Raw genomic sequence first — 22,338 nt, forward strand, 5'->3', positions numbered from 1 at the left:
AATGCTCGCGGCCGCTCGCACCTTGCACCCCTCATGCGAGCCATCGTCTACTCCCAGCCCGGATCCTCGTCCGTCCTCGAGCTCACCGACCGCGAGCCCGGGGTGCCGGGTCCGGACGAGGTGCGAGTCCGTGTCGCCGTGTCGGGCGTCAATCCGACCGACTGGAAGGCGCGCGCGGGCAGCAGGCCGCTCGAGTTCGCCGAGGTCGTCCCGAACCAGGACGGCGCGGGCGTCGTCGATGCCGTCGGTTCGGACGTCGAGGATCTGCAGGTCGGCGATCGCGTCTGGATCCACCTCGCCGCCCATCAGCGACCGACGGGGACCGCGCAGGAACTCACGGTCGTGCCTGCAGACTGCGTCGTCCGTCTGCCCGACGGCATCGGATTCGACGTCGCGGCGAGCCTCGGCGTGCCCGCGATGACCGCCCACCGCGCGCTCACCGTGCACGAGCTCGGGCCGGCGCGGCTCGCGCCCGGGGCGCTCGACGGGCGCGTCGTGCTCGTGCAGGGTGGCGCAGGCGCGGTGGGCCACGCCGCGATCCAGCTGGCAGCCTGGGCGGGCGCGACCGTGATCGCGACGGTCAGCAGCGACGAGAAGGCCGCGCTCGCGCGCGCGGCGGGGGCGCTCCTCGTGCTGCAGTACCCGGATGACGAGCTCGCGGCCAAGGTGCGCGCTGTCGCTCCGGACGGCGTCGACCACATCGTCGAGGTCGCACCGGCGCAGAACGCCGCGCTCGACGTCGAGGTGCTCGCCAACCACGGCAGCATCGCGTACTACGCGAACAACAACGGCGACGAGTTCACTGCCCCGATCGCGGCGAGCTTCGCGAAGAACGCGCGCTGGCAAGGACTGCTGCTCTACACCGTCGGTCGGGAGGCGCTCGCCGCCGCCGCGGAGGACATCACGGCCGCGCTCGAAGCCGGCGCCCTTCCGGTGGGGGAGGCCGCTGGCCTGCCTCTGACCTGGTTCCGGCTCGAGCAGACGGCAGCGGCCCACGACGCGGTCGAGGGCGGCGTCACCGGGAAGGTGCTCATCTCGGTGGACGACGACCTCCGCTGAGCTCGTCGAGCTTGACAAGGTCGCTCTTGGGGCGCGTCACTCATCCTCGCTATCCCTGCTTGACGGCTGAGGGGTCGACGCAGACGACGCCCCGGTTGCCCTCTCGGTCGGCGATCACGGTGAGCCACGGAGCCTTGCTGTCGTCGACGACCGTCCCGCCGGCGGCGAGCGCGGCCGCGATCCGCTGCGGGCCGACCTCAGGCGGTACGTAGACCTCGATGTGGAAGCGCTCCTGGTCCCGCTCCGCAGCGTCCCCGAACCACAGGTTCGGCACCCGTCCCGTGGGGTCGCGGATCTCGTCGCTCGGAGAGCCGAGGCCCCGCGCCGCCGGGTCGCCCGTCAGGAGCGCCGCCCACACCGGTGCGATCGCGGCGGAGTCTGCCGTGTCGAGTCCGAGCTCGATAGCCGTGACCGCAGCCGGGTCGGCCGTGAGTCCCTGCTCGGCCGCGATCTCGGAGATGCGCCGGGCGAGGTCGAGATCCTTCTGGGTCACCCACTGCACGACGTGCTCGTTGCCGGCGTCGTCGCGGTAGATCGCGTCGTCGCTGAGGAGCTTGAGGTCGACGTGCCCGTCGCCGAGGGCGACGCTCGGATGGTGACCGAGCGCATCCCCCGCGTCTCCCACCGCGACGAGGAAGCGCGCCCCGGCACCGAAGCCGTCGATGCGGTAGCGAGCGTGCAGCCCTTGCGCGAGCTTGCGCCAGTCGGCCAGGTCAGCGGCGGCGATCTCCTCGCCAGACAGCATGTCCATGCGACCTCCCTCGGTCAGCCGCAACGCTTGCAGAGCATGGCGGTCGGCGCAATCGCCTCTCGTGCACAGCGCCCCGGCAGGACGCGCGCGCTAGCGTCGGCGCACACGAGCGGGCGACGGCGAGGAGATCGACATGCGGGTGCAGGGCACGCCGGACGAGCACGGCACCACGGGTGAGCGGGTCCACGACGCGGGCGAGCCGGAGGTCGAGCTCGCGCGCTCGAGCTCACCGCTCGCGCGCTGGATCTCGGGGCTCACCGCGAAGCTCGGCGAGCTCGTCGGCCCCTACGGCACGCTCATCCTCACCCTCGCGATCGGCGCGGTGGTCGCGTTCGCGCTCGCCCTCGGCGCCGTCGGCGTCTACGACGCGGTCACCGACGAGGACGGCGTGGCGGGCATCGACCGCCCGCTGCTCGACGCCATCCTCACCATCCGGGATCCACGGGCGGATGCGTTCATCACGGGGTTCACGGATCTCGCGGGCACGATCGGCATGCCCCTCATCGCGATCCTGTCGCTCCTCATCCTGAGCCTTCGCCGCCGCTCGTGGACGCCCCTCGTGCTCGTCGTCGCCGCGGGCGCGGGCTCGCTGCTCATGACGGTCGCGGGCAAGGTGCTCATCGGGCGCGACCGCCCGCCGCTCACCGACGCCGTGCCGCCCTACGAGGTCTCCGCGTCGTTCCCGAGCGGGCACACGCTCAACGCGGTCGCGATCCTCGGCATCATCGCCTACCTGCTCGTGCTCCGACGCCGCTCGGTGTGGGCGCGGGCGGGGATCATCGCGATCGCGGTGGTCGCCTCACTGCTCGTCGCGGCGAGCCGCGTCTACCTCGGGCACCACTGGGTGACCGACGTCGTCGCGGGCTGGCTGCTCGGCGCGGCATGGCTCGCGATCGTCATCACCGCCCACCGGCTCTACCTGCTCACTCGTCTCGGGCACGATCGGCAGCGGGAGCCGGCGCCGGCTTCGTGACCCCGAACCGCGTCGCCGCGTAGGCGACGAGGCCGACCGCGATCGCGATCGCACCGAGGAGCCACACGTGCGGGTCCTGCTGCGTCAGCAGCAGCACGCACGAGGCGATCCCGAGCACGGGCACGAAGGTCCAGACCCGGAAGTGCTCCCGATCGACGTGCTCGCGGCGCAGCACGAGCACCGCGACGTTCGTGCTGAGGAAGACGAACAGCAGCAGCAGCACGACGGTCTCGGCGAGCGTGCCGAGGTCGCCGATGAACGTCAGGCCGATCGCGATCGCGGTCGTCACGAGGATCGCGACCCACGGCGTGCGGCGCTTCGGCAGCACACGCCCGAGCACCGAGGGCAGCAGCCCCTGCTCGGCCATGCCGTACGCGAGCCGGCTCGCCATGATCATCGTCAGCAGCGCACCGTTCGCGACCGCGATGAGCGCGATGGCGCTGAAGACCCAGCCGGGCACGGCGAGCCCCGTGGCCTCGAAGACCTCGAGCAGCGGGGCGCTCGAGTCGGCGAGCTCGTCAGCCGGCATCGCGATCGAGCTCGCGAGCCCGACGAGCACGTAGACGACGCCCGCGACGATGAGCGAGCCGAAGAGCGCGCGGGGGTAGACCCTGCGCGGGTTCCGCACCTCCTCGATGACGTTCGCGGAGGTCTCGAAGCCGACGAAGGAGTAGTAGGCGATGATCGCGGCCGAGAACGTCGCGATCGCCGGGTTGACGCCCGCGGGGAACTCGCCGACGCGCGAGACGTCGCCGCCTCCGCCGCCCATCATGAGCCCGACGGCGATGATGATGATCAGCAGGCCCGAGAGCTCGATGACGGTCATGACGACGTTGCCGGCCATCGACTCGCGGATGCCGCGCGCGTTGAGCGCGGCGACGAGCAGCAGGAAGATCGGCGCGGCCACGACGGCGGGCACCGGCACGAACTCGGCGAGGTAGTCACCGGCGAACGCGAGCGCGAGTCCCGCGGCGCTCACGACGCCAGCGGCCATCATGCTGAAGCCGACGAGGAACGAGACGATGGGGCTCTTGAACGCGCGCTGCGCGAAGACGGCCGCGCCGCCCGCTTGCGGGTACTTCGTCACGAGCTCGGCGTAGGAGCCGGCCGTCAGCAGCGCGAGGAGCAGCGCGACGATGAGCGGCACCCAAAGCGCCCCGCCGACCTCGGCGGCCATCGTGCCGGTGAGGGCGTAGACGCCCGCGCCGAGCACGTCGCCGAGGATGAACAGGAACAGCAGCGGTCCCGTGATGCCTCGCTTCAGCTTCGTCGTGATCTCGCCGCTCTTCGCCGCTGCCTGCTCGTCCACGCTCATAGCCGAAGCCTAGGTCGGCGCCCCTGCGGGAACGCCGAGCGGGGCGGCCGATAGCCTCCAGGCATGGCACCCTCGACGCCCTTCCTCGCGATCGACCTCGAGCGGATGCAGGCGAACATCGCGCGCGCGGCCGAGGCCGCCACCGCGCGCGGCATCGCCCTCCGGCCGCACGCGAAGACCCACAAGACGATCGAGATCGGGCGGATGCAGCTGGCGGCCGGGGCGCACGGGCTCACGGTCGCGACGGTCGGGGAGGCGGAGGCGTTCGCCGCCGCCGGGCTCGACGACCTCTTCATCGCCTTCCCGCTGTGGATCGACGGCGACCGCGCGGCCCGGCTGAGCCACCTCACCGCGGCCGGCGCCGCGATCTCGATCGGCGTCGACTCCGTCGAAGGCGCCGAGCGCATCGCCCGGGCCGGGCTCGCGGGTCGCGTCGCGGCGCGCGTCGAGGTCGACGTCGGCCATCACCGCTCCGGATGCGCGCCCGAGCGCGCGGGCGAGGTCGCGGTCGCCGCGGCGGGGGCGGGCATCGACGTCGAGGGCGTCTTCGCCTTCCCCGGGCACGCGTACGCGCCCGACGCTCGCGCGGAGGCCGCGCGGCAGGAGGCTGCGGGGCTCCGCGTGGCAGCGGACGCGATGCGCTCGGCGGGCCTCGCGCCGATGGTCGTCTCGGGCGGCTCGACGCCGAGCTTCGCGGCGGCGCTCGAGGTCGATTCGCCCGTCACCGAGCTGCGGCCGGGCGTGAGCGTCTTCGGCGACGCGCAGCAGTGGGAGCTCGGCACGATCGACCCGACGGCGATCGCGCTCACGGCGCACGCGACGGTCGTCTCGCACGCGGGCGGCCGGATGGTGCTCGACGCCGGCTCGAAGGTGCTCGGCCCCGATCGCGCGGCGTGGGCGAGCGGCCACGGCCGCCTGCTCGACCACCCGGAGGCGCGCATCGTGCAGCTGAGCGAGCACCACGCCGTCGTCGAGCTCCCCGGCGACCTCCCGCCGCTCGGCTCACGCGTGCGCGTGGTGCCGAACCACGTCTGCATGGCGGTCAACCTCGTCGACGAGCTGCACGTCTTCGACCGCGGCGACGACGAGCGCGCGTCGACCCGCTGGCGAGTCGCGGCTCGCGGCCGCAACGACTGAATCGCCCTGCTCATCGCCCTGGCTGATCGCGCTGGCTCATCGCCCAGGCTGATCGTTCAGGCGCCGAGCGAGCCGATCGTCTCGGCGAGCCGCGGGATGCCGTCGCCGACGTCGATGCGGCCGTCGGGGTCGAGCGCGAAGATCGGCACGCTCGTCGCGCCCGCGTCGGCGAGCGCGGCCGCGACGTCCGTGACCTCGGCCGCCGACGCATCCGCTCGCACGCTCGTGAACTGCACGACCTCGAACGGTGCGTCGAGGCCGCGCTCCGAGCGCACGGCTCGGATCGTCTCGACCGCGGCCCGCGCCGAAGCCGGCGTCGCGTCGCCCGCGAGGATCACGCCGTCGCCGAGCTCGGCCGCGAGCGCGAGCGTCTTGGGCCGCTGCGCGCCGAGGTAGAGCGGCGGCCGCGCCGCGGGCGGCCAGCGCAGCTGCACGCGGTCGAGCTGCACGTACCGGCCGCGCGCGCTCACCTCGTCGCCCGCGAGCAGCCGCGAGAGCGCCTCCGCGTGCTCGCGCAGCAGCGTGAGCGGTGACTGGGCACGCACGCCGGCCTGGCCCATCCACTCGAGGATGCCGTGCCCGACGCCCGGCAGCACGCGACCGGGCGCCATGCGCTCGAGGGTCGCGATCTCCATGGCGGTGAGCGCGACGGCGCGGAGCGGCACGGGCATGAGACCGATGCCGACGCGCAGCCGCTCGGTCGCGGCGAGCACCGCCGCCGCGGTTGCCGAGCCCGACTCGGCGAAGCAGTCCTCCCACACCCACACCTCCTCGACGCCGACTCCCTCTGCGGCGCGCGCGATCGGGACGAAGCGCTCGGGTGCGACGTCGGGAGGGAGGATGAGGCTCAGCTGCGGCATCGCGTCCATGGGCCTACGGTAGGGGGTCGCGCCGACGCCTGGGCCTCCTTGGCGAACCGGTCGGCCGCGAGCTCGTCGTCGAACACGCCGCGCACCGTGTTGTCGGGGGATTCGTCGTGCTGCACGATCCAGATCCGCTGCGCCATGCCGCGATCCTAGGCCGATCGATGCCGGCTCGGCAGGCTCGGGCACAGCCGGGCCTCGGCTGCCGCCGCACGCCGATCGGTAGGCTTGGGCCATGACCGACGCCGCCGTCACGAGCCCCGACACCACCGTGCCCGAGTCGCACCTCGCCTTCCGCCGCAAGCGCGACGCGAGCGTGCGCGGCCCGCAGGGCGCGGTCGCGCTCGTCACCACCGCGTGGGTCTCGGAGCCGACCGAGGTCGAGGGCGTGCCGGGCACGTGGGCGCCCTCGCCCGCGGGTGACGGGCTGCAGGTGACGGCGGATGCGTCGGCCGAGATCATCGTCGACGGCCAGGTGGTCGACGGGGTGGCGATGGTCTACAGCCACGACTCGATGACGCCGAGCTCGGTGCGCTTCGACGACCGTCGCACGGCATTCGTGATCGGGCCGGACTTCCACGGCCGGTTCGCGCTGCGCGTGTGGGACGCGGAGGCGGGCGACGACCGCGGCTTTGACGGCATCTCGACCTTCGACTACGACCCCGCGTGGGTCAAGCACGGCACGTTCGAGCCCGTCGACGGCGGCGTCGCCTTCGAGTACGGCAAGTCGCAGGGCGGCTCCATGCGGAAGGGCGTCTCGCCCGGCACGATCCGCTTCGAGCACGAGGGCGCATCGGTCGAGCTCGTCGCGCTGCCCGACGGCGACAGCCTGCAGATCGTCTTCGCCGACGCGACGACGGGGGAGGCCACGTACGACGTCGGCCGCTTCCTGTTCGTCAAGCCCCGGCACGACGGCACGGTCGAGCTCGACTTCAACCGCGCGATCGTGCCCCCGTGCGCGATGAGCGACCAGTTCAACTGCCCGCTCCCGCCGGCGGGCAACCGCCTCGCCTTCCCGATCGAGGCTGGGGAGCAGCGGCCGATCTTCGCGGAGGCCGCGCAGACCGAGTAGCGAATGACACGCTTGGAGTTCGCAGCCGGCGTGTGACACACTCGAGGCATCGACTCGGGCTCGTTCGACCGATGGGGAAGTCGCATCGAACGAGGGAGAGACGATGACTGCTGCGAACATGCTCAGGCGACGTCCCGCGACCACCGCGGGGGTCGTCTGGATCCACGCGTCCCAGCGCGTCATGCGCACCCACCTCGAGTGGGCCATCGGCCAGGCCGTCGGCGATGCGCTGCGCTTCGTGTGGCAGCCGCAGCCGGCCGAGCCGGGCGCCGAGCGCACCGAGGTGCACTGGACCGGGCCCGCCGGCACGGGCGCCGCGATCGCGAGCGCGCTCGCCGGCTGGCGCGACGTGCGCTTCGAGGTGACGGAGGACCCGACGCCCGGCACCGACGGCATGCGCTGGATGCATACGCCGCAGCTCGGCATCGCCGCGCGCCGCATCGACGCCGCAGGCTCCCTGCTCGTGCCCGAGGACCGCATCCGCAGCGCGATCGAGGCCGCCGGACCCGACTCGCGCGCCCTGCTCGCCGAGCTCGACGAGGCGATGGCGGGCCCGTGGGATCGCGAGCTCGAGGACTACCGCCACGCCTCCGATGCGTCGCCCGTCGCGTGGCTGCACCGCGTCGGCTGACGCCCCCCGAACGACCGAGGCCCCCGCTGCGAACAGCGGGGGCCTCGGTGCTTCGCGCCGATCAGCGCTCAGACCGAGCGGATCGCGATGACAGCGTTGTGGCCGCCGAAGCCGAACGAGTTCGACACCGCGAGCTGCGGCTCGTCGCCGAGCGGCATCGGTGCGTTCGAGATGCGCAGCGGCGCGTCGGGGTCCTGCTCGGTGACGTTGATCGTCGGCGGCGCCTGGCGCTCCTGCACCGCGAGCGCGGTGAAGATCGCCTCGAGCGCGCCCGTGCCGCCGAGCAGGTGGCCGTGGGCCGCCTTCGTCGCCGAGACGGGGATCTCGCGGATCCGCTCGCCGAAGACGCGCTCGAGCGCGCGCACCTCGGCGACGTCGCCGACGGGCGTCGACGTCGCGTGGGCGTTGATGTGGGTGACCTCGTCGGGCGTCGCACCGGCGGCCTCGAGCGCCATGTGCACGGCCCGGCTTGCGCCGAGGCCCTCGGGCTCGGGCGCGGTGATGTGGTACGAATCGGCCGTGACGCCGCCGCCGGCGAGCTCGGCGTAGATCTTCGCGCCGCGTGCGAGCGCGTGCTCCTCGGTCTCGACGACGAGCACGGCGGCGCCCTCGCCCATGACGAACCCGTCGCGGGCGATGTCGTAGGGGCGGGATGCGGTGGCCGGGTCGTCGTTGCGGCGCGAGAGCGCCTGCATCGACGAGAACGCGGCGAGCGTCAGCGGGTGGATCGCCGACTCGCTGCCGCCGGCGAGCACGACGTCGGCGAGGCCCGCCTGCAGGTGCTCGTAGGCGTTGACGAGCGCCTCGGTGCTCGAGGCGCACGCGGCGGCGACCGTGCGGGCGTAGGCGCGCGCCTCGAAGTGCATCGAGATGGCCGCGGAGGGCGCGTTCGGCATGAGCATCGGCACCGTCATGGGCAGCACGCGCCGGGGGCCGCGCTCGCGCAGCGTGTCCCAGGCGTCGAGCAGCGTCCAGAGGCCGCCGATGCCGGTCGAGAAGTCGACGCCGAGGCGCTCGGGGTCGATCTCAGGGGAGCCGGCGTCTTCGAACGCCTCCTTCGCGGCGACGAGCGCGAGCTGGCTCGAGGGGTCGAGCCGCTTCGCGACCGGCCGCTCGAGCACCGTGTCGGGCCGCACCTTCGCCTCGGCGGCGAACGTGACGGGCAGCTGCAGCTCCTGCACCCAGTCGTGCTCGAGCGAGCGCGCGCCGGACTCGCCGGCGAGCAGCGCGTCCCAGCTCTCGCGAGCGGTGCCGCCCATCGGCGTCGATGCGCCGATGCCGGTGATGACGATCTTCTTCGTCATGGCTCTCCTCACAGATCGCGCGTGCGGCCGGTCGAACCGGCCGCACGCGCAGTCAGACGGGCCTCAGGCGGCCTGGGCGTTCGTGATGTAGTCGACCGCGTCCTGGACGGTCTTGAGGTTCTTGACCTCGTCGTCCGGGATCTTGACGTCGAACTTCTCCTCGGCGTTCACGACGATGGTCATCATCGAGATCGAGTCGATGTCGAGGTCGTCGGTGAACGACTTCTCGAGCTGGACGTTCTCGGTAGCGATGCCGGTCTCGTCGTTCACGAGGTCGGCGAGCCCTGCGAGGACCTCGTCCTTGGTGTAGGCCACGGGATGTCTCCTTCTGTCGGTCGGACGGGTTGAAGTCTAGGGGAGGACCACGACCTGGGCGCCGTACACGAGACCGGCGCCGAAGCCGATCTGGAGCGCCAGGCCGCCCGAGAGCTCGGGGTGCTCCTCGAGGATGCGGTGCATCGCGAGCGGGATCGATGCCGCCGAGGTGTTGCCGGTCGTCGCGATGTCGCGGGCGATCACGACCGACTCGGGCAGCTTCAGCTGCTTCGCGAACTCGTCGATGATGCGCATGTTCGCCTGGTGGGGGATGAACGCGGCGAGGTCGCCGGGCTCGATGCCGGCGGCGTCGAGCGCCTCTCGCGCCTTCTTCGCCATCTCCCACACGGCCCAGCGGAAGACTCTCTGGCCGTCCTGGCGGAGCGTCGGCCACGCGGCGCCCTCGCGCATCGAGCCAAGCGTGTTCGTCATGCGGATGGTGTCCCACTGCGCGCCGTCGGAGCCCCACACCGAGGGGCTGATGCCGGGCTCGTCGGAGGGGCCGATGACGACGGCGCCCGCGCCGTCGCCGAGCAGGAAGCTGATCGAGCGGTCGGTCGGGTCGACGATCTCGGAGAGCTTCTCGACGCCGACGACGAGCACGTGCTCGGCCATGCCGCTGCGCACGAGCGCGTCGGCCTGGGCGACGCCGTAGGCGTAGCCCGCGCACGCGGCCGAGATGTCGAACGCGGGCGCGGGGGTCGCGCCGATGCGCTCGGTGAGCAGCGCCGCCATCGAGGGCGTCTGCACCGTGTTGCTGATGGTCGAGACGATCACGGCGTCGATGCGCGCGCCGTCGAGGCCGGCCCGCTCGATGGCCTCCTTCGCGGCCGTCTCGGCGAGGTCGACCGCCTCGATGCCCTCGGAGGCGCGCACGCGGCTGATGATGCCGGTGCGCTGCCGGATCCACTCGTCGGAGGAGTCGATCGGGCCGACGAGGTCGTCGTTGGGCACCTCGCGGTCGCCGCGCGCGGCTCCGACCGAGAGGATGCGCGCGCCCGCGCGGGTGGGGAGGCTCGTCAGGGTGGGCTTGCCCGTGGTGCTCGTCATGCTGCGGCTCCGCTCTCCAGCAGCCCAACGGCTGCCTCCAGGTCGTCGGGGGTGCTCACGCCGACCGCCGGCACGCCGCGCAGGCCGCGCTTCGCGAGCCCGACGAGCGCTCCCGCGGGGGCGAGCTCGATGATGCCGGTCACGCCCGCCTCCTGGAAGGCGGCCATGCACAGGTCCCAGCGCACGGGGCTCGAGAGCTGCCCGACGATGAGCTCGAGGAACGCCGCGCCGCTCTCGACGGCGCTGCCGTCGCGGTTCGTCCACAGCGTCGTGGTCGGGTCGGCGGTGGGGGTGGATGCGGCCTTCGCGCGGAAGCGCTCGACGGCCGGCTCCATGAAGCTCGTGTGGAAGGCGCCGGCGGTCTGCAGCGGGATGACGCGAGCGCGAGCGGGCGGCGCCTCGCTGAGCGCCGAGAGCGCGTCGAGCGGGCCCGCGACGACGACCTGGCCGCCGCCGTTGTAGTTCGCCGGCTGGAGGCCGAGCTCCGCGAGCCGCGTCTCGAGCTCCGTCTCGTCGGCGCCGATCACGGCGGCCATCCCCGTGGGAGTCGCGGCAGCCGCATCCGCCATCGCGCGCGAGCGCTCGCCGACGAGCGCCATCGCGTCCTCGGCCTCGAGCACGCCCGCGGCGACGGCCGCGGTGATCTCGCCGACGGAGTGGCCGGCGACGCCGCTCGCGAGGCTCGCGCGCTCGCCGAGGGCGTCGAGCGCGAGGATGCCCGCGGCGACGATGAGCGGCTGGGCGACGCGCGTGTCGCGGATGGTGTCGGCGTCGCTCGCGGTGCCGTGCTCGATGAGGTCGATGCCCGCGGCCTCGCCGAGGGCCGCGAGGCGCGCTCGAGCGCCGGGCAGCTCGAGCCACGGGGAGAGGAAGCCGGGCTTCTGCGAGCCCTGCCCGGGAGCGACGATGACGATCACGTCGTTCATCCTCCCACCGCACCCTTGCCCGGCGAGGCATGGCGGCTCGGCTGCGGCGGCCGCTGGGCGCGCTCGCGCGAGGCGTCGTGGATCGCGCCGAGGATGATCGCGGTGTGCATGGCGAGCGCCTCGCGGGCGCCCGTCGCGTCCCAGCCGATGATCTCGCTGATGCGCTTGAGCCGGTAGCGCACGGTGTTGGGGTGCACGAAGAGCTCGCGCGCGGTCGCTTCGAGCGAGCGACCGGTGTCGAGGTAGCACGCGAGGGTCGCGAGCAGGTCGGAGGAGTGGTCGCGCAGCGGCTGGTAGACGGTCCGGACGAGCTGCTGGCGGGCGAGCGGGTCGCCGGCGAGCGCCCGCTCGGGCAGCAGGTCGTCGGCGCGCACGGGCCGCGGCGTGCGCCGCCACGCGTCGGCGACGGCGAAGCCCGCGAGGGCGGCCTTCGCGCTCTTCGCGGCGTCGGTGATGCCGGGCACCGCGGGGCCGAGCACGAGGTGCCCCTCGCCGAAGCCCTCGGCGAGCTGCGCGGCGATCGCGAGGAACTCGATCGGCTCCGGCTCGCGCTCGTCCTCGCTCGCGGCCTCGCGACCGATCACGACGACGAGCCGCGTGCCCTGCACCCCGACCAGCACGTCGCATCCGGCATGCCTCGCCTTCCGGCGCACGACGTCGACGTCGAGCATGCGCGGAGCGACGCCCACGAGCACGGCGCACTCGCCGCGGCCGTGCCAGCCGAGCGCCGCCGAGCGGCTCGGCAGCTCGTCGTCGTGCTCGCCCGTGAGGATCGAGTCGACGACGAGCGCTTCGAGGCGCGCGTCCCACAGGCCGCGAGACTCGGCGGCGCGCGCGTAGACGTCGGCGGCCGCGAACGCGATCTCGCGCGAGTAGCGCAGGATCGGCTCGCGCATGGCCGGGTCGGCGTCGCCGATGCGCTCCTCGAAGACCGACACGACCGTGCGGATGAGCTGCAGCGTCTGCTGCAGGCTCACGCTGCGCAGCAGCTCGCGGGGGGCGGCCGCGAAGACGTCGGCCGCGATCCACGGCTGCGCCTCCGGGTCCTCGTGCCACGCGATGAACGACGTGATGCCCGATTGCGCGACGAGGCCGACCGCGCTGCGCCGCGACGGCGGCATCGTGCGGTACCACGGCAGCCGGTCGTCGAGCGCGCGCATCACCTGCGTCGCGAGGTCACCGGAGGTGCGGCGCAGCCACGCGAGCTGCTGCGCCTTCAGCTCGGCGTCAGCGGTCAGCGGCGGCCGCCTAGGAGTCGCCGCCGACGGTGCCGGACACGCCGGCGTTCACGTCGTGGATGCTGTACTTCGCGATCGCCTGCTGCACCATGCCGAGCGGCACCTTGCCCTGCTTCGCGAGCGCGTCGAGCGCGCGCACGACCACGGAGTGGCTGTCGATCTTGAAGAAGCGGCGGGCGGCGGCGCGGGTGTCGGCGAAGCCGAAGCCGTCGGCACCGAGCGTCGCGTAGTCGCCGGGGACCCACTCGCGGATCTGGTCGGGCACCGCGCGCATGTAGTCGCTCGTCGCGACGAACGGGCCGTCGGCCTCCGACAGGCGCTGCGTGACGTACGGCACCTTCGCGGGCTCCTGCGGGTGGAGCAGGTTGTGCTCGTCGGCCTCGAGGCCGTCGCGACGCAGCTCGCTCCACGACGTCACCGACCAGATGTCGGCCGAGATGCCCCAGTCGGTGCCGAGCAGCTCCTGCGCGTGGTGGAGCCACGGCAGGGCGACGCCCGAGCCGAGCAGCTGCACCTTGATCGGGTGGTGATCGCTCGTCGAGACGCGGTGGATGCCGCGGCGGATGCCCTCGACGTCGACGCCCTCGGACTCGGCCGGCTGCACCATCGGCTCGTTGTAGACGGTGAGGTAGACGATGACGTTCTCGGGCTCCTCGCCGTACATGCGCTCGAGGCCCATCTGCGTGATGTGGGCGATCTCGTAGCCGTAGGCGGGGTCGTAGGCGAGCACCGCGGGGTTCGTCGACGCGAGCAGCGGCGAGTGGCCGTCGGCGTGCTGCGTGCCCTCGCCCGCGAGCGTCGTGCGGCCCGCGGTCGCGCCGATGAGGAACCCGCGCCCCATCTGGTCGGCGGCCGCCCAGATCGAGTCGCCCGTGCGCTGGAACCCGAACATCGAGTAGAAGACGTAGATGGGGATGAGCGGCTCGCCGTGCGTCGAGTACGACGTCGCCGCCGCGGTGAACGCCGCCATCGCGCCCGCCTCGTTGATGCCGACGTGCACGATCTGGCCGTCGGGCGCCTCGCGGTATTTCAGCAGCAGGTCGCGGTCGACCGACGTGTAGTTCTGGCCGTGCGGGTTGTAGATCTTCGCGGTCGGGAAGAACGCGTCGATGCCGAACGTGCGGGCCTCGTCCGGGATGATCGGCACGAAGCGGTCGCCCCAGCCCTTGTCGCGCAGCAGGTCCTTGAGGAGCCGCACGAAGGCCATCGTCGTGGCGACCTGCTGCTTGCCCGAGCCCTTCTTGGGCATGTCGTAGGTCTTGTCCTCGGGCAGCGGGATGATCGTGTGCTTCGAGCGGCGCTCGGGCGTGAAGCCGCCGAGCTCGCGGCGGCGCTCGAGCATGTACTGGATCTCGGGGGAGTCCATGCCGGGGTTCCAGTACGGCGGGTGGTACGGATCGCTCTCGAGCTGCTTGTCGGAGATGTCGATCTGCATCGCGTCGCGGAACGACTTGAGGTCGTCGAGCGTGAGCTTCTTCATCTGGTGGGTCGCGTTGCGGCCCTCGAAGCTCTTGCCGAGGCCGTAGCCCTTGATCGTCTTCGCGATGATGACGGTCGGCTGGCCCTTGTGCTCGGTCGCCGCCTTGTAGGCCGCGTAGACCTTGCGGTAGTCGTGGCCGCCGCGCTTGAGCGCCCAGATCTCGTCGTCCGAGAGGTGCTTGACCATCTCGAGCGTGCGCGGGTCGCGGCCGAAGAAGTGCTCGCGCACGAACAGGCCCGACTCCGCCTTGTAGGTCTGGTAGTCGCCATCCGGCGTCGCGTTCATGAGGTCGCGGAGGGCGCCCTCGTGGTCCTGCTCGAGGAGCGCATCCCACTCACGGCCCCAGATGACCTTGATGACGTTCCAGCCGGCGCCGCGGAAGAACGACTCGAGCTCCTGGATGATCTTGCCGTTGCCGCGCACCGGGCCGTCGAGGCGCTGGAGGTTGGCGTTGATGACGAAGTTGAGGTTGTCGAGCCCGTCGTTCGCCGCGAGCTGCAGCGCGCCGCGCGACTCGACCTCGTCCATCTCGCCGTCGCCGAGGAACGCCCACACCTGCGAGTCGAGCTCGCTCTTGATGCCGCGGTTGACGAGGTAGCGGTTGGCCTGCGCCTGGTAGATCGCGTTGATGGGGCCGAGGCCCATCGAGACCGTCGGGAACTGCCAGAAGTCGGGCATCATCCGCGGGTGCGGGTAGGAGGGGATGCCGTTGGGCGCCTTCGACTTCTCCTGGCGGAAGGCGTCCATCTGCGCCTCGCTCAAGCGGCCCTCGAGGAACGCGCGGGCGTACATGCCGGGGGAGGCGTGGCCCTGGTAGAAGATCTGGTCGCCGCCGCCGGGGGCGTCCTGGCCGCGGAAGAAGTGGTTGAGGCCGACCTCGTAGAGCGACGCCGAGGAGGCGTAGGTCGAGATGTGGCCGCCGACCCCGATGCCGGGCGCCTGGGCGCGGTGCACCATGATGGCCGCGTTCCAGCGGATCCAGCGGCGGTAGGTGCGCTCGAGCGCCTCGTCGCCGGGGAACTCGGGCTCGGCGTCGGGCGCGATGGTGTTGAGGTAGTCCGTCGTGGGCACCATCGGCACGCCGAGGTGCAGCTCCTTCGAGCGCTTCAGCAGGCTCAGCATGATCTCGCGCCCGCGCTGGTGGCCGTTCGCCTCGACGAGCTGCGAGAGCGACTCCTGCCACTCGGCGGTCTCGCTCGGGTCGGGGTCGTTCACGTGGGCCGAGTACGGGTCCTGGTCGTTCAGCACCGAAGCTCCTGACGTCGATTGGGCGCGTGCGCTCCTGGGTGGCGGGCGCAACCCCTCCACTCTATCCACCGGCCGGTCCTCGAAGGGCGCGCGCGGGGGTGCTCTGGCACGATGGTCGAGCGGATGCGCGAGATCACTTGAGGAGGCCCGCATGGCACTGCAGATCGGCGACGAGGCACCCGACTTCACGCTCACGGATCACACGGGGGAGGCTGTGACGCTCTCGGAGCTCCGCGGCCGTCCCGTCGTGCTCGTCTTCTACCCGGCGGCCTTCACCGGGCGTTGCACGGGAGAGCTGTGCTCGATCCGCGACGAGATCAGCGACTTCGAGGGCTCCGAGGCCGAGGTGCTCGCCATCTCGGTCGACACCGCGGCGTCGCTCCGCGTCTTCGCCGAGCAGGAGGGCTTCTCGTTCCGCCTGCTGAGCGACTTCTGGCCGCACGGAGCGGTCGCGCAGGCCTACGACGCATTCCTGCCGGAGCGCGGCGTCGCGACCCGTGCGACCTACGTCATCGACCGCGAGGGTCGCATCGCCGACCACTTCCGCGTCGCGACGACCGAGTCGCGCGACCTCGAGGCGTACCGCGAGGCGCTCGCGAAGGTCGCCTGACCTTCCCGCCGCGGGGCCGCTCCGCCCCGCTGCCGCTCGCTGAGCCGCTCCGCCGCGGCAGGCGGCTGAAGCGTGTCGAAGCGCCGTCGCGGCGCCGGCCGAGTTCTCCACAGGCCCCTCGATCCTCGAACAGACATTCGAGTGGCTCGGTAGAATCGGGGGACAGCGACGGCGTCGGTGTGGTCGTGTTGGAGGGTCGTGATGGACGGGCAGCAGCGGCAGGGCAGGTCGCCCGAGGCTGCTCGCCTGCGCGAGCGGCTGGCCGCGGTGCAGGCGGATGTCGAGGCGATCCTGGCCGCGTTCGGGTCCATGGGCGATGTCGAGCGCTGGGATGCGTTCGCCGCTGTCGGCGAGCTGGCCCGGCTGGCCGATGGCGCGCTGGTGCGGGTGGCGGGGGTGGTGGAGCGTTCGGTGCCGGCGATGGATGCGCCGAACCAGGCGCGCACGTTCGGCTACCACTCGACGAAGACCGCGCTGCGGCACGAGGCGGGCGTCTCGGCCTCGCGGGCGAAGGCGATCCTGCAGCTCGCGCGGGCGTCGACGCCGCGGGTGGGGTCGACCGGGCTGCCGCTGGAGCCGCTCTACCCGCACGTCGCGGGCGCGCTGGAGGACGGGTCGATCGCGATCGACCAGGGCCGGGCGATCGTGGGGGTGCTGGAGTCCGCCGGCGGCCGCGCCGACCCCGACGCCCGGCTGGCCGCGGAGGAGGACCTCGTGGGTGCGGCGGTGGGGGAGCAGCGTCCGGGCGAGCGCGGCTACGACGACGCGGTCCCCACCCCGCCGGAGCTGCTGGCGGTCACGGCGCGGCAGTGGCTCTCCGCGCTCGACCCCGACGGGGCGGAGCCGCGTGAAGATCAGCAGGTCGCCGAGCGCGAGTTCACGCTCGCGCAGTGCGCGGACGGGGTCTTCCGCGGCCGGGTCGCGTTCCCGCCGGTGGAGGGGGCGGAGGTGATGGCGGTGCTGGCCGCCTACGACTCGCCGCGCACCGGCGACGGCTTCGAGAACCCCGACGCGCCGGCCGATGATGAGCGCACCGACGCGCAGCGGCACGCGGACGTGCTGGTGGGCCTGTTCCGCGCCCACGCCCGCTCGGGCGAGCCGCCCCGGCCCGGCGGCGACGCGCCGACGCTGCTGGTCGCGATCACCCAGGCGCAGCTCGACAAGCACGCCGAGGGGCGGCCGGCGACGTGCGACATCGTCGAGACCGGCGAGACCGTCCCGGCCGGGCTCGCGGCCCGGATCGTCTGCGACGGGTTCGTGCAGGCCGCGCTCGTCGACAGCGACGGCCACGTCCTCAAGCTCGGCCGCCGCAAGCGGCTGTTCTCCCTCTGGCAGCGGATCGCGATCATGCTCCGCGACCGCCACTGCCAAGGCCCCGACTGCCACATCCCCGCCACCTGGGGCGACGTGCACCACGTCATGCGCTGGGCCGACGGCGGCCCCACCGACACCGACAACGGCATCCTGCTATGCCCGACGTGCCATCGCGAGGTCCACAGCGGCAGACTCCGCATCGACAGGATCGGCACCCGCTGGCGCGTCACCCGCACCCTCCTGCCACCCATCCGCAGACCCCGACGACGCCAGCGCGAACGCATCGCGGGATGGCTCGGAGCAAGCCCTACCCGACTCGGCACGACGCCTCCGTCGGTCCCGATGCGCACCTAGGCCGTCCGACGCGAAGGGACGGCAGATCGCTCAGCCGTCGAGGTGGGCCTTGGCGAACGCCGCGCTCGGCGCGATCGGCTGGATCACGTCGAGCAGCGCCCCATCCGGCGCTTCGAAGATGCAGTGCCAATGCCCGAAGTCCTCGTCGCGCAAGGGGAGCCGCGGCTCGAGCCCGAGCTCGCGCGTGAGCCGCTCGTGCACCGCGTCGACGTCGTCCACCTCGAGGTTCAGCAGCACGCCGCTCGGCAGCGCTCGGCGCCCGGCGGGGATCGTCGGATGGTCGTGTGCCAGGATCGCGAGCTCGAAGTCGCCCAGTCGCAGGGGCACGTACCACTCGGTCTCGTACGAGCGAGCGCGCAGTTCGCCGCCCGAGGCGTCGCCGCGGTCTCTCTCGACGATGTGGCACGCGCGGCGGGGGTGACGCGCGGGGCGGTCTACCACCACTGCGGCCGCGAGGCTGGGGTGCTCGCCCCAGTGGTCGACCGTCTGCACGGGGAGGTGGCCGAACGCGTGGTCGCCGCCGCCGACGAGGCCGACGAGGATCCGCTCGAGCGGCTGCGCGCTGGATCGCACGCCTTCCGAGACGCCATCACCGCCCGCGCGACCGCTCGCATCCTGCTCGTCGACGCGCCAGCAATCCTCGGCTGGGAGGCGTGGCGGCGGAGCGACGCCGAGCACTCGGGTGCCCACCTCCGCGACGCGCTCGAGGAGCTGGGGTGAGCGCCGCCTGCTCGCCGCGCAGCTCTCCGGAGCGATGAACGAGAGCGCGGTCTGGGTCACCGCCCAGCCCGACCCGGCTGCGGCGCTGCGGTCGGCGCACTCGGCACTCGACCGGCTGCTTCGGGCCACAGTCGATCGAGGCCGCTCGTGGGCGGTGCCGGGCTCGAACCGGCGACCCCTTCGGTGTAAACGAAGTGCGCTACCAGCTGCGCCAACCGCCCTCGACCATCATCGCACCGACCGCGGTGGCCCCGTGCGCTCCCTAGGATGGGGCCATGACGACCGTGGCGGATGTGCAGCGTGCCGTCGAGGCGCTCTGGCCCGCCGCGACCGCCGAGGACTGGGACGCCGTCGGGCTCGTCGCGGGCGATCCCGCTGACGAGGTGTCGCGCATCCTGCTCGCCGTCGATGCGACCGAGGCCACTGCGGCCGAGGCCGTCGAGCGCGGCGACGACCTGCTGCTCGTGCACCACCCGCTGCTGCTCCGCGGCGTCTCGAGCGTCGCCGCGACGACGCCCGCCGGCCGCGTCATCACGCGGCTCGTACGCGAGCGCGTCGCGCTGCTCGCCGCACACACGAACGCCGACGCCGTCGACCGCGGCACGAGCGGCGAGCTCGCCGCGATGCTGCGCCTCGCGGGCGCCGAGCCGATCGTCGTCAACCGCGTCGACGACGCCAAGGGGCTCGGTCGCGTGGGCGACCTGCCCGAGCCGGTCTCGCTCTCGGGCCTCGCTCGCACCCTCGCGCAGCTGCTGCCCGCCGTCGCGGGCGGCGTGCGCGTCGCGGGTGATCCCGAGCGCTCGGTGCGCCGCGTCGCGATCTGCGGCGGCGCGGGCGACTCGCTGCTGCGCGAGTCGGCGGTGCTCGGCGCGGACGTCTACATCACGAGCGACCTGCGCCACCACCCGGCCTCCGATGCCCGAGAGCGGCACATCGCTGGCGAGGGCCCCGCGCTCATCGACGTCTCCCACTGGGCGAGCGAGTCGCTGTGGCTGCGGCCCGCCGCCGAGCAGCTGCGCTCGGCGCTCCCGGGCGTCGCCGTCGAGGTGAGCGAGATCAGGACCGACCCATGGGACTTCGCCGTCCCCCAGGAGGAGCACGCATGGCACTGAAGGCCTCGAACCACGAGCAGCGCCGACTGCTCGAGCTGCAGGACGTCGACACCCGCATCGTGCGGCTGACCGCGAAGGCGAAGGCGCTGCCGCAGGCCAAGCGCATCGCCGAGCTCGACGCGCGGCTCGCCGAGCTCGACCGCGAGGTGCTCGACCGGCTCGGCGCGCACGACGACGCGACCGCAGAGGTCGCCCGCACCGAGAGCGACGTCAAGGTCGTCGAGGCGCGGCTGCAGCGCAACCGCGAGCGGCTGCCCTCCATCACCGACGCGAAGGTCGCGACCGCGACCGAGCACGAGATCGTGACGCTCGAGCGCCGGCGCAGCGACCTCGAGGATCTCGAGCTCGAGGCCATGCAGGCGCAGGAGGACGCCGCGACCGCGCTCGAGCAAGCGCGCGCGGCGGCCGGCGAGGCGCGCGCCGAGCGCGACCGCCTCGACGCCGAGCGCTCCGCCGAGGCCGCTGGCATCGAGCGCGAGCTCGAGGATGCTCGAGCCGAGCGCGAGCAGCGCACCGCCGTCATCTCGCCCGAGCTGCTCGCGCTCTACGAGCGCCAGCGCGCCCGCTACGGCATCGGCGCGACGCTCCTGCAGCGCCGCACGTCGGTCGCCTCGGGCGTCGAGCTCACCGCCGCCGAGCTCTACACGATCCAGTCGGCCGCCGACGACGACGTGCTGCTCGACCCCAACTCCTCCGCGATCCTCGTGCGCACGGAGGAGAGCGGCATCTAGCGCGGGCCGCCCAGGCGCGCCCGTACGATGCGAGGCATGGGCAGCGGCCTCCACGTCGAGCAGGTCGCCGACGAGGCGGGCCTGGATGCCTTCCTGCGCCTCGGGCACGACACCCACGGCGGGCTCGCGGTGCCGCTCCCCGAGCGCACCGTGCGCAGCTGGTTCAAGGGCTGGCACCCGCATCCGCACCCCATCGCGCTGCTGCTCGCGCGCCGCGGCGACGAGCCCGTCGGCCGCGCGGTCGTGCACCGCGACGACCGCCTCGACGCCCGGCTCGGCTCCCGCGCGCTCGTGTTCGGCGCGCTCGTCGCCCCCGACGCATCCGTCGTCGACGCCCTGGTCGACGACTTCGAGGCGCGCGCGGCGAGCGCGGGCGCGACAGAGCTCTTCGGGCCAGCGCAGCTGCTGCCCAACCAGTCGGGCGGCGTCATCACCGGCGGCTTCGAGGAGCGCGGCTTCCTCGACTCGGCGTGGAACCCGCCGTGGCTCCCCGACGCGCTCGAGGCCCGGGGGTTCGAGCGCTGGTACGAGGCCGACACCTGGATCGTCGAGGTCGTCGACGACGACGGACCGAGCGAGGCCGAGCTCGACCGAGCCGGCATCCGCATCGACGAGGTGACGCGCTTCGGGCTCGGTCGTGGCCTGCGGGCGCTCCTGCCGCTGCTCAACGACTCGTTCGCGCTGCTGCCGACCTTCACGCCCTACTCGCGCGAGGAGCTGCGCGCGCAGACCGACGGGCTGTGGTGGCTGCACGAGGAGGGGCTCTTCCTCATCGCCCGCGACGAGCAGGAGGAGCCCGTCGCGTTCGTGCTCGCGGTGCTCGACCCCTCGCGCGTGCTGCAGCGCTCGGGCGGCCGGCTCGGTCCGCGCGAGCGCTGGGAGCTCATCGCTCGGCGCGGCGCGCTGCGCCGCGAGGCGGTGCTCGTCATGCAGGGCGCGAGGCCGCACGCGCAGGGCAAGGGCATCGTCACGCTCCTGACGCGGCGGCTGCACGCCAACCTCGCCGAGCTCGGCTGCACGACGCTGCGCTCGACGCTCGTCGGGCGCATGAACCCCGGCTCGGTGCGGCAGTTCACGCGCTTCGGCGGCCGCCCGCTCCACGCGACCGCCTACTACCGCAAGGCGCTCGAGCGGTGAGGGGCGGATGCCTCAGGCCGGCACGGGCGGGTACCCTGGGGTCGTGAACCGGTCGGCTAGGCGGTCGCGTCGCCGCTCCCTCGGGAGCGGTGCCGAGGAACGTCCGGGCTCCGCAGAGCAGGGCGGTGGATAACGTCCACCCGGGGCAACCCGCGAGAAAGTGCAACAGAGAGCAGGTCCACCGGTCGGGCGACCGATCGGCCAGGAGTGAAACGGTGGGGCAAGAGCCCACCAGCGTCGCGTGCGAGCGCGGCGGCTAGGCAAACCTCGCCCGGAGCAAGACCAGACAGCGGATCATGGGGCTGCTCGTCCCGTCCGCGGGTAGGTCGCTGGAGGGCTGCAGCAATGCATCCCCGAGAGAGATGACCGTCCACGACAGAACCCGGCGTATCGGCCGGCCGGTTCACACCACCGCCGTCAGACGACGAGGCTCCAGCGCACCGCGAGCCACAGCGCGATGTGCGCGTCGCTCGCTGCCCGGCCGACCCGCGGCGGCACGAGGTCGTGGTCGCGCACGAGCGAGTACTCGCTCACGATCACGTCGATCGGCGCCGCCCAGCCGCGCGTCGCGACGAGCACGCCTTCCCCTGAGCGCAGCGTGAGCGCGAACGGCAGCACCCGGTAGCGCAGCTCGAGCGCTGCGCCGGCCAACGCGGCGTCGCCGGTGACGCGCATCGACGCCCGGCGCACGATCCCGCCCGGTCGCTCCTCGGTGAGCGTCGCGACGCGCTCCCCGCCCAGGAGCACCGGCACGCCGTCGACCTCGGGTCGGCACCAGGGCTCGGCGCGCTGCGCGGCGAGGGTCCTGCGATCGGTGCGGTCGAGCTCGACGACCGCTTCGCCGACGCTCGCGCGCACGCGGGCGCCGTCGAGCTCGACCGTCACCGGTCCCCAGGAGGTGCGGCGGAACATCCGCCACTCCCGCCGCCCCTGCGCGCCTCGGCGCTCGTCTGCGTGCTTCCGGTGCCGGGCGCGACGATCGCGACCCGGCCGTGCGC

The 22,338-nt window shown here is 73.1% G+C and carries 23 protein-coding genes, 1 tRNA gene, 1 other RNA gene and 1 pseudogene; 13 read left to right on the forward strand and 13 right to left on the reverse strand.

The window, feature by feature from the left end:
• Positions 1–33 precede the first annotated feature (33 nt).
• The gene (locus JSQ78_RS01620; RefSeq protein ID WP_211448882.1) at positions 34–1,059 is read left to right on the forward strand and encodes an NADPH:quinone reductase; all 1,026 of its coding nucleotides are present in this window, start codon (positions 34–36) and stop codon (positions 1,057–1,059) included.
• Positions 1,060–1,108: 49 nt separating this feature from the next.
• Here JSQ78_RS01620 and JSQ78_RS01625 read toward each other — a convergent pair whose 3' ends face one another.
• On the reverse strand, positions 1,109–1,810 hold the full coding sequence (locus JSQ78_RS01625) for a 4a-hydroxytetrahydrobiopterin dehydratase (protein ID WP_211448884.1): 702 nt from the start codon (positions 1,808–1,810) through the stop codon (positions 1,109–1,111).
• 133 nt (positions 1,811–1,943) lie between these two features.
• Between JSQ78_RS01625 and JSQ78_RS01630 the strand changes: the two genes are divergently transcribed.
• Entirely contained in the window at positions 1,944–2,783 is an 840-nt protein-coding gene (locus JSQ78_RS01630) for a phosphatase PAP2 family protein (RefSeq protein ID WP_211448885.1), read from the forward strand.
• On the opposite strand, the gene JSQ78_RS01635 is transcribed toward JSQ78_RS01630, so the two are convergent.
• Complete coding sequence (locus JSQ78_RS01635; protein WP_211448887.1) at positions 2,734–4,098, reverse strand: APC family permease; 1,365 nt, start codon at positions 4,096–4,098, stop codon at positions 2,734–2,736. The two genes, JSQ78_RS01630 and JSQ78_RS01635, sit on opposite strands and share 50 nt — an antisense overlap.
• Before the next feature lie 63 nt (positions 4,099–4,161).
• On the opposite strand from JSQ78_RS01635, the gene JSQ78_RS01640 reads away from it, so the two are divergent.
• On the forward strand, positions 4,162–5,235 hold the full coding sequence (locus JSQ78_RS01640; RefSeq protein ID WP_211448889.1) for an alanine racemase: 1,074 nt from the start codon (positions 4,162–4,164) through the stop codon (positions 5,233–5,235).
• 56 nt (positions 5,236–5,291) lie between these two features.
• Here JSQ78_RS01640 and JSQ78_RS01645 read toward each other — a convergent pair whose 3' ends face one another.
• Complete coding sequence (locus JSQ78_RS01645; protein ID WP_249295805.1) at positions 5,292–6,104, reverse strand: LLM class flavin-dependent oxidoreductase; 813 nt, start codon at positions 6,102–6,104, stop codon at positions 5,292–5,294.
• A complete protein-coding gene (locus tag JSQ78_RS01650) occupies positions 6,083–6,241 on the reverse strand; it encodes a hypothetical protein (RefSeq protein WP_211448891.1) in 159 nt (52 codons plus the stop codon). Before JSQ78_RS01650 ends, JSQ78_RS01645 begins: the two co-directional genes overlap by 22 nt.
• 92 nt (positions 6,242–6,333) lie before the next feature.
• Here JSQ78_RS01650 and JSQ78_RS01655 point away from each other — a divergent pair, with 92 nt between their 5' ends.
• Positions 6,334–7,170, forward strand: coding sequence for a DUF1684 domain-containing protein (locus JSQ78_RS01655; RefSeq protein ID WP_211448892.1), 837 nt, complete (start codon positions 6,334–6,336; stop codon positions 7,168–7,170).
• A 103-nt stretch (positions 7,171–7,273) separates the two neighbouring features.
• Positions 7,274–7,801, forward strand: coding sequence for a DUF3145 family protein (locus tag JSQ78_RS01660; RefSeq protein ID WP_249295806.1), 528 nt, complete (start codon positions 7,274–7,276; stop codon positions 7,799–7,801).
• A gap of 68 nt (positions 7,802–7,869) precedes the next feature.
• Here JSQ78_RS01660 and JSQ78_RS01665 read toward each other — a convergent pair whose 3' ends face one another.
• The 6 genes from JSQ78_RS01665 to aceE form a co-directional block, all read right to left on the reverse strand.
• A complete protein-coding gene (locus JSQ78_RS01665; protein WP_211448894.1) occupies positions 7,870–9,105 on the reverse strand; it encodes a beta-ketoacyl-[acyl-carrier-protein] synthase family protein in 1,236 nt (411 codons plus the stop codon).
• A 63-nt stretch (positions 9,106–9,168) separates the two neighbouring features.
• Positions 9,169–9,420 (reverse strand): acyl carrier protein, encoded by a 252-nt coding sequence (locus tag JSQ78_RS01670; RefSeq protein WP_021011716.1) that lies wholly within the window; start codon positions 9,418–9,420, stop codon positions 9,169–9,171.
• Positions 9,421–9,456: 36 nt separating this feature from the next.
• Positions 9,457–10,470 (reverse strand): beta-ketoacyl-ACP synthase III, encoded by a 1,014-nt coding sequence (locus JSQ78_RS01675; protein ID WP_211448896.1) that lies wholly within the window; start codon positions 10,468–10,470, stop codon positions 9,457–9,459.
• Positions 10,467–11,387 (reverse strand): ACP S-malonyltransferase, encoded by a 921-nt coding sequence (locus tag JSQ78_RS01680; protein ID WP_211448898.1) that lies wholly within the window; start codon positions 11,385–11,387, stop codon positions 10,467–10,469. Before JSQ78_RS01680 ends, JSQ78_RS01675 begins: the two co-directional genes overlap by 4 nt.
• Positions 11,388–11,392: 5 nt before the next feature.
• On the reverse strand, positions 11,393–12,556 hold the full coding sequence (locus JSQ78_RS01685; protein ID WP_211448910.1) for a PucR family transcriptional regulator: 1,164 nt from the start codon (positions 12,554–12,556) through the stop codon (positions 11,393–11,395).
• 88 nt (positions 12,557–12,644) lie between these two features.
• Positions 12,645–15,362, reverse strand: a complete 2,718-nt coding sequence (aceE, locus tag JSQ78_RS01690; protein WP_249295807.1) for a pyruvate dehydrogenase (acetyl-transferring), homodimeric type — start codon at positions 15,360–15,362, stop codon at positions 12,645–12,647.
• Positions 15,363–15,513: 151 nt separating this feature from the next.
• Here aceE and JSQ78_RS01695 point away from each other — a divergent pair, with 151 nt between their 5' ends.
• Entirely contained in the window at positions 15,514–15,972 is a 459-nt protein-coding gene (locus JSQ78_RS01695) for a peroxiredoxin (protein WP_211448915.1), read from the forward strand.
• Between the two features lie 201 nt (positions 15,973–16,173).
• Positions 16,174–17,640, forward strand: coding sequence for an HNH endonuclease signature motif containing protein (locus JSQ78_RS01700; RefSeq protein WP_211448917.1), 1,467 nt, complete (start codon positions 16,174–16,176; stop codon positions 17,638–17,640).
• Between the two features lie 30 nt (positions 17,641–17,670).
• Here JSQ78_RS01700 and JSQ78_RS13765 read toward each other — a convergent pair whose 3' ends face one another.
• Positions 17,671–17,877 carry a VOC family protein gene (locus JSQ78_RS13765; protein WP_249295808.1) on the reverse strand — a complete coding sequence of 69 codons (207 nt, stop codon included), beginning with the start codon at positions 17,875–17,877 and terminating at the stop codon, positions 17,671–17,673.
• A gap of 39 nt (positions 17,878–17,916) precedes the next feature.
• On the opposite strand from JSQ78_RS13765, the pseudogene JSQ78_RS13770 reads away from it, so the two are divergent.
• Positions 17,917–18,039: pseudogene (locus JSQ78_RS13770) on the forward strand (hypothetical protein); the annotation flags it as partial.
• A 99-nt stretch (positions 18,040–18,138) separates the two neighbouring features.
• Entirely contained in the window at positions 18,139–18,360 is a 222-nt protein-coding gene (locus tag JSQ78_RS13775; RefSeq protein ID WP_249296084.1) for a TetR family C-terminal domain-containing protein, read from the forward strand.
• A gap of 148 nt (positions 18,361–18,508) precedes the next feature.
• Here JSQ78_RS13775 and JSQ78_RS01710 read toward each other — a convergent pair.
• Positions 18,509–18,581 (reverse strand) — tRNA-Val (locus tag JSQ78_RS01710).
• A gap of 54 nt (positions 18,582–18,635) precedes the next feature.
• On the opposite strand from JSQ78_RS01710, the gene JSQ78_RS01715 reads away from it, so the two are divergent.
• The 4 genes from JSQ78_RS01715 (at position 18,636) to rnpB (ending at position 21,746) form a co-directional block, all read left to right on the forward strand.
• Positions 18,636–19,472: a Nif3-like dinuclear metal center hexameric protein gene (locus tag JSQ78_RS01715; RefSeq protein WP_211448919.1), complete on the forward strand. Its 837-nt coding sequence runs from the start codon at positions 18,636–18,638 to the stop codon at positions 19,470–19,472.
• Entirely contained in the window at positions 19,463–20,203 is a 741-nt protein-coding gene (locus tag JSQ78_RS01720) for a zinc ribbon domain-containing protein (RefSeq protein WP_211448920.1), read from the forward strand. The genes JSQ78_RS01715 and JSQ78_RS01720 overlap by 10 nt, the downstream gene beginning before the upstream one ends.
• A gap of 36 nt (positions 20,204–20,239) precedes the next feature.
• On the forward strand, positions 20,240–21,340 hold the full coding sequence (locus JSQ78_RS01725) for a GNAT family N-acetyltransferase (RefSeq protein WP_211448922.1): 1,101 nt from the start codon (positions 20,240–20,242) through the stop codon (positions 21,338–21,340).
• A gap of 48 nt (positions 21,341–21,388) precedes the next feature.
• Positions 21,389–21,746, forward strand: an RNA gene (rnpB, locus tag JSQ78_RS01730) — RNase P RNA component class A.
• Between the two features lie 11 nt (positions 21,747–21,757).
• Here rnpB and JSQ78_RS01735 read toward each other — a convergent pair.
• Entirely contained in the window at positions 21,758–22,252 is a 495-nt protein-coding gene (locus JSQ78_RS01735) for a hypothetical protein (protein ID WP_211448924.1), read from the reverse strand.
• Positions 22,253–22,338 lie beyond the last annotated feature (86 nt).

It is taken from the genome of Agrococcus sp. Marseille-Q4369 (assembly GCF_018308945.1).
In the GTDB taxonomy this organism is placed as follows: Bacteria; Actinomycetota; Actinomycetes; order Actinomycetales; family Microbacteriaceae; genus Agrococcus.